Here is a 10,720-nt window from a genome sequence, read left to right as displayed (position 1 = left end):
CCCAGGCCTTCGCCCATGGGCCGCGGGCGCGGGTGCCGTCGATGTGGTCGCCGGCGTCGGCCCGAAGACCGCTGGCACCGGGACTGTCAGCTGTCCTCAGGCCGTCTGCTGGGTCGAGACTTTCCGGGGCTGCGATCGTCCCCACCCCCCTTCAGCTCGAATACGTGGGTCGAGGAACCCGTAGGTGAGATCGACCAGAAGATTCACCACCATGATGATCAACGCGAAGAACAGCACCGTCCCCATGAGCAGCGGCATGTCCCGGCTGGCCGCCGCGGTGGCGGCGTAAAAGCCGAGGCCGGGGATCCGGAACAGCGCCTCGACGAAGACCGTGCCGGTCATCAACGCCGCGAGCAGCGGCCCGACCACCGTCACCAGGGGGATCAGCGAGTTCCGCAGCGCGTGCCGGAGGATCACGGTCCGGTAGGGGCCACCCTTGGCCAGGGCCGCGGTGACGTACTCCTCGCGGAGCGTCTCCAACATGCTGGACCGTACGTACCTGGCCAGGACGGCGGCCGGACCGAGCGAGAGCGCGATCACGGGCAGCACGATGTGATCCAGCGTGTTCCACCCACTGGACGGGAACCAGCCGAGATAGGCCGTGAAGACGATGATCAGGAAGGCCGCGATCAGGTAGTTCGGCAATGCATGCCCGAGCGTGACCATGAACATCGTGGTGTGGTCGGACTTGGAGTTCTGCCGCAGCGCGGCGTAGACACCGGCCGGGATCGCGATGAGCAGGGCGAGCATCACCGCCAGCACGGCCAGGGTCGCCGAGACCGGGAACGCGGAGGAGATGATGTCCTCGACGGCGCGCCCCGCGTACCGGTACGACGGCCCCATGTCCCAGGTGACGACGCCTTGCATGAACGTGAGGTACTGCTCGGTCACCGGGGTGTCCTCGCCGTACCGCGCCTGGGTCTCGGCCAGCATGGTCTCCGTGCCGGTGCCGGCGATGCTGGTGGCACCGCTGGTCACCCGCTGGATGTCGGCGAAGTTGCCCGGCGCCAGCTGGAGCAGGCCGAACGTGATGATGGATACCGCCACCAGCGATAGCGCCAGGCGACCGGCACGGTTTCCGAGGTATGCGACGAAGCCCACGGCGACGCTCCCGTCCGATCAGGCTTCTAGCCCGAGCGGTTTGAGGTAGAAGAAGTCCGGATACCTGCGTAGCTGCAGGCCGGTGACCGTTGGCCGGACGGCGAAGAAGATCGACAGCCACGCCACCGCGAAGTACAGGTACTCGTCCTCCCGAAGGCGGGCCGCCTCCAGATACAACTGCCGTCTCGCCTCGTCGTCGAGCTCGGCGGTGGCCTGTGCGACCAGGTCCGCCATCTGCTTGGACCCGTCGGACGCATGCTGATCGATCAGCGCGGTCAGTTGCTGTGCCTTCTCCTCCCCGCCGAGGTCCTCGTCCGCCTCGATCTGCTGGTACTCACCCCAGACCTCGCCCGGCAGACTGAACTTCTGGATGTCCGCCGGGGACCACAGCGCCCCGACGTAGGTGGGCAGCGTCGGAAGCCCGGCGAAGGTTCCCCAGTAGTACCCGATGTAGTCGCCTTCCTGGACCGACCAGCGTCGCTCGACGTAGACACCGGCCTCGACGCGGTCGTTGAGAGCGTCGATGCCCAGCCGGTTATTCCACTGGTCGATCACCGCGTCCACGATGGGCGAGTCCACGCCGTGCAGGATGCGTACCTGGGGCAGGCCCTGGCCGTCGGGGTACCCGGCATCGGCGAGCAACTGCTTGGCCTCGTCCAGGTTCTCCTGGACGGCCAGGCTCTCATCCCACCCGGCCACCTGATCGTGCGGGAGGGAGAGGCCAGGTTGGCCCCCAGGCACCACGCTGGCGATGGTGGCCCGGTCCAAGGAGAGGGACAACGCCTTGCGGACACGCACGTCTTCGAGCGCCGGATGTTCGCTGCGGAGCTTCGCGAGGTAGCCGACGCTGTAGGTGTCGACCGCTTGCAGGTGGTCGGCGAGCTCCGGATCCTCTTGGAAGCGGAGCACGTCGGCTTCGGCGATCTCCAGGATGTCGGTCTCGTCGTTCTCGTACGGCACGGTGAGGGTGCCCGCGCTCGCGCCGGGGTCGACCTGCTGGATGTCAATGGCATCCAGGGTCACGGCTTCGCGGTCCCAGTACTCTTTATTCGGGGCGAGGCCCATGCTCGAGTTGGCGACGAAGCTCTCGACGGCGTAGGGGCCGTTGGAGACGAAGTTGGGTGGCACCTGCCATTCGTCCGGCAGCTCCTCGACGCTGTCCATGTGCAGCGGCAACAGGCCGGGATGCGTCAAGGCCAGCAGAAAGTCTGGGTTCGGGGTCTCCAGGGTGATGACCAGCTCGTGGTCACCCGTGGCCTCGACCCCGACGTCGGACCAGTCCTCCGTCGCGCCGCCGAGGTAGGCGGCCGCACCCTTGATACCGGTCGTGACCTGGTACGAGTTCTGCCCCAGCGTGGTTCCGCCGGTGCCCCCGCTGCTCGGCGTGAACAGCCGCTGGTACGTGCGCTCGAAGTCCTGCGCCGTCACCGGATCGCCGTTCGACCACTTCGCCTCTTGCCGGATGTGGAACGTGTACGTCAGTGCGTCGTCGGAGACATCCCAGCTCTCCGCGGCGGCGGGAACGACGTCGGTGCCCTCTGGATCCTGCACTACCAGGCCTTCGAGGATGCCCCGGGTGAGGATCCACATTCCCTGGGTGATGATCTGCGGATCGAGCACCTCGACCGGACGGAAGGTCATCCGCAGTACCTTCGGGCCGCCGCCCTCTCCGCCTCCGCCGTCGCCGTCCGTGCCCTCCGCGGGCGAGCCGTCGTCCGCACCGGTCAGACCGCAACCGGACAGCGCCCACCCGCCGCCGACGGCGAGCCCGACCAAGCCGGACACACGTAGGAACTCTCGTCGGGTCGCGCCGGGCCATGGCTTGAGGCCCGAGGTCACGCCTCTGTCCATCGGTGCACCTCTTCCTTCACAGGTGCCACACCGCCGGTGCGATGCGACAGTTGAGCGGCAACCTCGTTGCAACATTTCGGCTGCCCGATGGTCTAATTTGTAGCTGGACTTTATTTCCGTGTCCGGAAAGATGTCAACGGCTGAGAGGGAGCGAAAATGTTCTCGGCGACTCCGCCCGCTCTGTTCGCAGCCGGGCGCGACGGTTGCTCGATGGGTCGCACTCGGACGCAAAATGCCCGCTAACAGCGCCAGCTGTAGCTAGCCATGGCGGTACGTGCCCCGTGGGCCCCCCGAGTGAGTGGGTCGGGCGGCGCGGATGTTGACATCGACATGATCTCCTAGACGATCATGCGGCAATGCCAATTATCGCGGGCCGAAATTATCTCCCTGGCTCATGTGGTGGCCGAGAGGCGCCGCAGTGTTCCGGAGGTTCGAGATCAATGAGGAGCAACAGGGCTCGGGCGATGTGGAACGGATCCTTCACGGGGAGCGCCACCGTGCGGTCCAGCGGCGCGCCTGTCCGGTCCCGGATCTGGATCCACTCCTGACCTGGGCCCGCGGGAAAGACCGAGAACGTGTAGCGCAAAAGGCGTTCATACCACCGGCTCAGTTCGGAATCCATGTACTTGGCGGACAGGAGCGCCGTGGTGTACAAAGCCTCCGCATGCGGCCACCACAGCTTGGTGTCCCACGTCTCGGTCACCAGCCGTTCGTACGGGTCGTCCAGCAGCCGGCCGCGTGGTGGGCCGCCGTCGACGTCGACATATCGCAACAACCCGCCATGTTCGTCGTCCCAGCCGAGTGTGAGCGACCGACGAGCCGATTCGCATATCCACTCAGGCCCCAGCGCCGCGTCCTGCAATGCTCGCGCGGCAGCCGGGACGACGTCGATCGCGTGTACCAGGAACCACAGGCACTCCAGCGCATGCCCGGGTGCACGGTGGCGAGCCAGTAGCGAGTCAGCGACTCCGTCCCGCAGGGGAGGCTGCTCATACAAGTCGGCTCCGTTGTCCCCGCCTCGAAACCGGTCGACGAGTGCCCGCACGGCGCCGGCCGCCACCTGTGCTGAGGCATCGGAGCTTGTTGCCCGATAGACCTCGGTCGCGGTGCCGAGTTGGATCATTGGGAGTGCGAATGAGGCGAACGCCGGGTGGACGGGGTACGGCTCAGTGCGTGCGGTGCCGTCGCCGATTCTGGCGCCGGCAGAAAGCAGGATCAGTTCCGCGAGTGCGCCGAGTTCCTCGTCGCACTCGACCTGAGCCAAGCGGGCGAACCCGAGCGCGACGAAGCAGTCGGCGAACACGCTCGTCGACAGCCCCGAGCCCGGCGACGGTTCGAATGCGGTGCCGGCGCGGTCAGTGACGTACGCGGTCGAGTGGTCTGGTTGCACGACGCCCGAGCGCAGGAACCGTGCGGTGGACCGGGCTTCCGTCAGGCATCTCTCGACCGTCACCGCCGATCCGTCGGGCGCCGACCCGCGTCGCACCGCATCCGCCGCCGCGGCGAGAAGCCAGAGCCACCGTCCTTGTGACCAGGTGTACTTGTCGGTGGACAGGAGCCGGACTCCGCGGTTGTCCCAGCACGTGAAGACCCCGCCGTACTGGTCGTCGGGTCCCCGCGTGAGCCACCACGCCAGGACGTCATCGAAGAGATGCTGCCGCAGGTCCACGTCACACTTCCGATCTGCCTCGATGCTTCTGCATCTCATCCGACGGGCGGCCGCGCCGATGGCGACACGGCACGACGCCTCGGTCATGGTCGGGTTTCGGATGTCCCTTTCGCTCATGCCGCTGACACTGGCAGCGCCCAAGACGATTACGAACACATGCTAATCACAAAATTATGCGTCCGAAACATTGACGCGCTAGATATGTCGCCCGATGATGTCGTCGGGCGGGTCGAACGATCGGGAAGCGGTGACGCTCATGAATAGCCGAAGCCGGCGCACATCGCACCACACGCCAGAGAAGCGCCCTGCCGGCACAACGCGAAGGACATTCCTTGGGCGCGTGCTCGGCGTCGGCACCGCCGCGCTGGGCGTGACCGTCGCCCCAGCCGTCGGAGCCGTCAGCCTGCCCGGTACGCGTCCGGAGGCCGCCTGGGCCGCCGGACGCGGAGAATCCGACTCCGTTACCCGCGAGGCTTTCGACCACCTCGACCAGTCCTTCAACGACGGACACGGCTGGAAGGACGAGACGAACGACAAAGACAGCTCGGGGCTCAGCGGGAAACTCGCTTGGGGAGAGGCGTACCTCCTGCAGGGGTATGCGCTCATGTACCAGACGTACGGGGACACGTACTACCTGGACAAGATGGTCGACCACATCGACCACGTCCTGGCGAACCGCGACAGCGAGCGCGGAGTGCGCGACTATCGGGATGCCTCCCAGCCCGCGTGGCGCGCGAACCATCACTACACGGTGGGTACGGCCGTCGTGCCCGATACCCAGGGCCGCCCCGTTCTTCAGGTGCGCACGGCGCTGGCATACGCCGACGAGGCCGTAGCCACGGTGTCGCCGGGGTCGAGAGACGGAACGTTCCGCCTCGAGGTTCGACACCACTTCTACGGCAGGACGACACGTTACGACAATCTCGTTCTGGACCCGGCGAGCGACGACTACGCCGTAAACCGAGTCCTGCGAGGTTTCCGAACGGAGTCGCCGGACCGTGTGCAGGTCACGCTGAAAGACCTGCGCCAACGTGGTTCCGCCCAGAACAACGTCGCCATGGGTGACTACCAGATGATCTCGCCACCGTACGTCTTCGGTGTCCACACCGGCCAGATCGCGCTTCCACTCGTCATGTTCGCGCGAATCGTCCGGTCGGACCCGAACCTGCGGGCGAAGTCGCTGTACCGCAAGCGTGCGGACACCTACCTGACCGCCGCGGAGGAAGCCGTCGCAGTTCATGATCCGGAATGGCGCGAGACCGAACGCGGCGAGGGATACTACGTTGCGCTCCCGGGCGCTCCCGTCTGGTGGGCGGGGATCGATCTTCCGATCAACCAGTTCCTCGCACTCGGCCGAGCCACCCTGCAGTTGGCCGCGGTCACGGGCGATGCCCGCTACGTCGACCGGACGCGAGCCATGGCGCGGACGTTCCACGGCGATCTGACGATCACCGAGGGCGGCGCCTACGTATGGCCGTACTGGTGGTCCAAGGGCCGGGTCTACAGCGGCTGGGACATCGACGACCCCGCCTCGGAGTACCGGCCATGGTTACCGGGGAACCAGAGTGCGGAGGACGTCAGTCACGGCCAAATCGACATGAACTTCGCCTTGGAGATGTTTCGCGACATCCCTGTGTTCGCGGGCACGGGAAAGCCGGTCTTCACCGGAGCGGACATGGAACGCTTCGCCGCCACGTTCACCCAGAACGTCGCCGTCGTCACCGACGACGGATCACTGACCGTCAACCGATTCATCGACGGCCGCGGGCCGACCGGCCTCGAAGCGTACGAACGTCAAGCCGGCGCCTGGGCCGACCTGACGCCGTGGGACGGGTCGATCCTCACGCACCTGCGCGACATGTTCAACAGCCACGAGTATGCCGTGTTCCCTTCGACGGCCTACGACGTCGCACGAATCAACCACGCGGCGCAGAGTCCGGCCTGAGCCGGCACGACGCGATGATCATGAACAGTAACCGTTCGATGTGGGCGGTTACTGTTCATGATCATGGTGCTGGCGCGTCGGTGAAGGTGTGGTGGATCTTTTCCAGTGCGGCGATGATGTCGGCGACATCGTCGCCGCTGTAGTTCTCGTTCCAGGGGATCACGAGCATCCGCTCGCCGATCAGTGCCTCGGTCGCGGGGCACAGTCCGGCCTCGTACCGCGGCGCGACGTCGGCCGGCGGCGCGGACAGCGGGTAGCCCGACTCGCCGTACGTACGTCGTTCCGCCAGGGCGGGCGTGAGGTAGAGCGGCCGCGGGATGTACCCGCCGACGGCCGGAATGCCCTCTGCCCGCAGTGCATCGGCGTACCGATGCGCGTCCGCACCGGCGACCGCCGGGTCGACGAACACCGGGTACAGCCAGTAGGTCGCCCCTTCCGTCAAACCCGTCGCCAGGCCGGGGAGAGCCCCGATTGCGGCGTTCAGCGGCTCAGCCGCCTTGCACCGGCTGTCGACCGCACCGGCGAGTTTCTTCAGCTGCTCACGAGCGACGGCCGCCTGCAGCTCGGTCATGCGATAGTTCAGCCCGAGGAACAGATGCGTCCGTTCGTCCGTGTCGCGTGGCCACGCCTTGTCCGCGAACAGCCGAGCTCGGCGGGCCAGATCGTCGTCGGTTCCGATCGTGATGCCGCCGTCGCCCGCGGTGATGTGCTTCGACTGCTGCAGGCTGAAACACCCCAGATGACCCACGGTGCCGGCGAGGGCACCGTCCGGCCCACAACGGGTCAGGTAGGCCTGGGCGCAGTCCTCGATCAGCACCAGGTCCCGCTCGTCGGCAAGTGCGCGCAGTTCGGCTACCGGAGCGGGCTGCCCGAACAGATGGACGGCGATGATCGCCCGCGTCCGAGGAGTGATCATCTCCCTGACGCAGGCGACGTCGAGGTTGCCGGTCGCCGCATCGACGTCGGCGAAGACGGGCACCGCGTTCTGGGACAGGATCGGGAGCACGGTACCGGCGTCTGAGAGGCTCGTCGTAATGATCTCGTCACCCGGCTCGGGGTTCACGGCTGCGACGGCCAGGTGAATGGCCGATGTCCCAGTGCTCGACGCCACCGCGTGTGGCACGCCGTAGTACTCGGCGAACTCCCGCTCGAACGCGCGCGTCTCGGCGCCTACGGTCGAATTCAACTGCCCACTGCGGACGACGCGTTCCAACGCGACGATTTCCTCGTCGCCGAGCCGCCGGCCGGCCGCGTCCGACACCGACGGGAACGGAGCTGTGCGGATCGGCGTTCCGCCATGCAGGGCGAGTGACGGTTCGTACGGCACGAGCGGCCTCCCAGGGCTCAGACACACGGCCAGTGGAGAACACAGTAGCCACCCGATCTCCGTTTTTCTAGGACCTATTACCCATTTTGGATCGTCTCGAATTGATCGTCGGGCGTTCACCTACGACCCGGTGGCGGGCACGCTCCGTGGCCGCAACATGAGTGACCCCTCTGGCCCTGCCCGGTGAGCCTTGTGCGTCACCATGTGCAGGGCCAGAGGGGTCGTCCGTGTTCCTCCCGGCCGGGTCAGCCGAGTGGTGCAGCCGCCGATGCGGTGCCGTCGCCGGTCATGAACGCGACGAGGACCTCGAGGTCGTCGCCTGTGTCATCATCGGTCTCCAGCGGGACATCGACCGTCGTCTTGCCGTTGTCGACGTCCACACCACTCACCGAGCCGACGACGTTCTCGCCGTCCCAGACGAACACGTTGGCCTTGCCAGAACCACGAGTGCGCAGCTGGACCTCCGCGTCGTCGCCGGAGAGCGATGCCGACCTGACCTCCAGAGCCTTCGACCCCAGGCCGGGCCCGCTGCCGAGCGGGACACCGTCGACGGCGGACTGGGCGATGCTCTGCGGTGAATTGACGCTGAGCGCCGCCTCCGAGGGCAGGATCGGGTCCTTCGGGGCGGGCTCCGACTCCGCCAGGCCCGGCAGCGTCAGCAGACCCCAGGCCTGCGGGTTCGCCTGCACGCCACCGAACGTCGACCAGCCGATGCGGGTCTGCCCGGTCTTGTCCTGCGTGTCGGAGTCGTAGACCAGGACGTCGAAGCCCATCCGGTCCGGATCCACCGTGTCCGGCAGATCCTCGAACGGGATCTTCACCTCAAGGGTGTAGCCGTCGTACCCGTCCTCCGCCGACTCGACCTGAGCCGCCGCGCCCGTGCATGCGGCGCACCCGCAGGACCCGCAGGCGGCGGTGTGTGCGGTCTCGCGCACACCGCGCACCACGGAGGCGACCTCCATGCCCGGGGCGGTATCCTCGCCCGGGCCCTGATGGTTGTCGGCGTCGCGCTCGTAGCACGGCGGGTTGCCGTTCTCCGGGTCATCCGTGATGGGGAAGATGCCGGTCTTGAACGCCGTGGATGCGTTCTCCGACGTCCCGCGCGGGTCGATCGTGAGCTCGACCGAGTCGGTCCGCCAGTGCCGCTTACAGTCCTCTGGCTCCAGCACCGTGCCCAGGGTGTCGTCCGTGACGTCCACGAACACGAACAGCGCCTCGTCGGTGAAGTTGACCTTGGTCGTCGCCGAGATGTCTTCGGCTCCGGTCTCTTCACCCTCCCAGTGCGTGGACGCGTCGAGTTCCTCGCCCGGGTACTCACCTTCGTCAGCGACGCCGTCGAGCACCGGTTCCTCGTCAAGCTGTGGGACCTCGCTGGTCGGCACCAGCTCGAGCAGAGCGTCCTGCACGTCCGTCGTCGAGTCGAACGTGGTGAGAATCTGGAAATCGTAACCGCCGCCCTCGGCGTTGCTCGACGTCGGCAGCGAGGTGTCGGTGTTGGTGACCTCGAACGTCGCCGACGTCGACTCGCCGGCCGCGAGAGCGTCGAACGGCTGCTCGGCCGGCTCGGCCGCGAAGCCGTCGGCGAGGTCGAGGGCCACGGAACCGCTGGCCGTGTCGTCGCCGTCGTTGGTGACGTCGACCGTGACCTCCTGGGTCCGGCCGGTGCCGACCGACGTCGTCTGAGCGATCAGCGTCTCCAGCTTCGGCACGTTCTGCTCGTGCGTCCAGCTGTTGAAGTCCGCGATCTCTTCCCGTGCGGAGAGCCGGCCGTGCACCTCGTTGACCGCCTCGACGGCCGCTGCGTTACGTCCGCTGGCGCCGTCCCGCGTGGTCACGGTCGCTCCGAGGTTGAACCGGCCGCCGATCTCGGCGTCGTCGGCGGGGGTGATCACCGCGTCGACGGTCACCTCTTTACCGGGGGCTACCGCGCGTGGCAGATCGCCGACCTCATCGACGGTCCAGCCGTCGGGGACGTCTACCTCCACCTGCGGGCGGAGCAGCGGGCGGTCGGCCGCCTTCACACTGACGGTGGCGTCGAAGGAGACACCGGGACGGAAGGTGAACGACGCGGGCTCGACGGTCAGCTCGGTACCGAGCGGAAGCCCTCCGTCGATCGGTAGCACGGCGCCCTCGACGGCCGCCGTCGGCCCGCTGGCCGGATCCGGATGCGGCGTCCGGCTGTCGATCAGCGTGAGCCAGTCACACCCGATCTGCTCGGGGTCCTCCGGCGGAGATGGGAAGCCCGCCCAGCCTTGGCTCGCGTACTCCCACTGGGCCCGCCGTTCGAGCAGCGCCCAGGTCTCGCCGGCCTCCTCGGACGTCCGGCCCTGCCAGGTGCCGAAGACTCGGGCGGACGGGTCGTTCGGCTCGTACGGCGTGGTCTCGCAGGCGGACCCGGTGACGCCGGAGCCCGACGCTCCGCCCTGCAGGATGCGCCCGGCTGCCCAGGGCTCGAGGCCCTCGTCTTCGATCTGCTCGGGGAAGGCCTCCGGGTCGGCCGCGGCCTGGTACGCCTCGACAGCGAGCCGCGCGGCCTCTTGATGGCCGCCGTGGTTGCCCGGGGTGGGGGATGGGTTCATGGTGACGATGACCTCGGGCTTGGTCGTCCGCAGGGTGCGCACGACACGCGCCAGGGTGTCATCCTCGGCCTCGGAGTCCCACGCATCGCGGTGCAACGGCGCGCTGAGGGTGTAGAAGAGGTCGACCTTGTCGAGGTTGTAGATGTTCTCGATGCCGGCGTACCCGACGGCGCGGCGCTCTTCGGCCTCGCGGAGGATGCCGAGCTCTGGCCCTTCCTCCAGGCCGACGGCGTTGCCGCCGCCTTCGC

6 protein-coding genes are annotated in these 10,720 nt (G+C 67.4%); 1 reads left to right on the top strand and 5 read right to left on the bottom strand.

What is annotated here, in order from left to right:
- Positions 1 to 96 precede the first annotated feature (96 nt).
- The 3 genes from ELR45_RS18005 to ELR45_RS17995 all read right to left on the bottom strand — a co-directional run bounded on the left by ELR45_RS18005 (position 97) and on the right by ELR45_RS17995 (position 4,738).
- Complete coding sequence (locus tag ELR45_RS18005) at positions 97 to 1,101, bottom strand: ABC transporter permease (protein ID WP_129667631.1); 1,005 nt, start codon at positions 1,099 to 1,101, stop codon at positions 97 to 99.
- Positions 1,102 to 1,119: 18 nt separating this feature from the next.
- The gene (locus ELR45_RS18000) at positions 1,120 to 2,952 is read right to left on the bottom strand and encodes a peptide ABC transporter substrate-binding protein (RefSeq protein ID WP_165367885.1); all 1,833 of its coding nucleotides are present in this window, start codon (positions 2,950 to 2,952) and stop codon (positions 1,120 to 1,122) included.
- A 379-nt stretch (positions 2,953 to 3,331) separates the two neighbouring features.
- A complete protein-coding gene (locus tag ELR45_RS17995; protein ID WP_205856810.1) occupies positions 3,332 to 4,738 on the bottom strand; it encodes an AGE family epimerase/isomerase in 1,407 nt (468 codons plus the stop codon).
- Positions 4,739 to 4,877: 139 nt separating this feature from the next.
- On the opposite strand from ELR45_RS17995, the gene ELR45_RS17990 reads away from it, so the two are divergent.
- The gene (locus ELR45_RS17990; RefSeq protein WP_165367884.1) at positions 4,878 to 6,566 is read left to right on the top strand and encodes a hypothetical protein; all 1,689 of its coding nucleotides are present in this window, start codon (positions 4,878 to 4,880) and stop codon (positions 6,564 to 6,566) included.
- 61 nt (positions 6,567 to 6,627) lie between these two features.
- Here ELR45_RS17990 and ELR45_RS17985 read toward each other — a convergent pair whose 3' ends face one another.
- Both ELR45_RS17985 and ELR45_RS17980 read right to left on the bottom strand, forming a co-directional pair.
- Positions 6,628 to 7,893, bottom strand: coding sequence for a DegT/DnrJ/EryC1/StrS family aminotransferase (locus ELR45_RS17985; protein ID WP_129667628.1), 1,266 nt, complete (start codon positions 7,891 to 7,893; stop codon positions 6,628 to 6,630).
- A 245-nt stretch (positions 7,894 to 8,138) separates the two neighbouring features.
- Positions 8,139 to 10,720 (bottom strand): sugar-binding protein (locus ELR45_RS17980; RefSeq protein WP_165367883.1); only part of this gene is annotated, 2,582 nt, incomplete at its 5' end.

This window comes from Phytoactinopolyspora endophytica (assembly GCF_004138495.1).
GTDB lineage: Bacteria > Actinomycetota > Actinomycetes > Jiangellales > Jiangellaceae > Phytoactinopolyspora > Phytoactinopolyspora endophytica.
Note: the sequence above shows the minus strand (reverse complement) of the source record. Positions and strands in the feature narration are given on the sequence as shown.

Coding starts and splice junctions, on each gene's coding strand:
- ELR45_RS18000 (WP_165367885.1), bottom strand. CDS start 2,952: ATGGACAGAGGCGTGACCTCGGGCCTCAAGCCATGGCCCGGCGCGACC.
- ELR45_RS17995 (WP_205856810.1), bottom strand. CDS start 4,738: ATGAGCGAAAGGGACATCCGAAACCCGACCATGACCGAGGCGTCGTGC.
- ELR45_RS17990 (WP_165367884.1), top strand. CDS start 4,878: ATGAATAGCCGAAGCCGGCGCACATCGCACCACACGCCAGAGAAGCGC.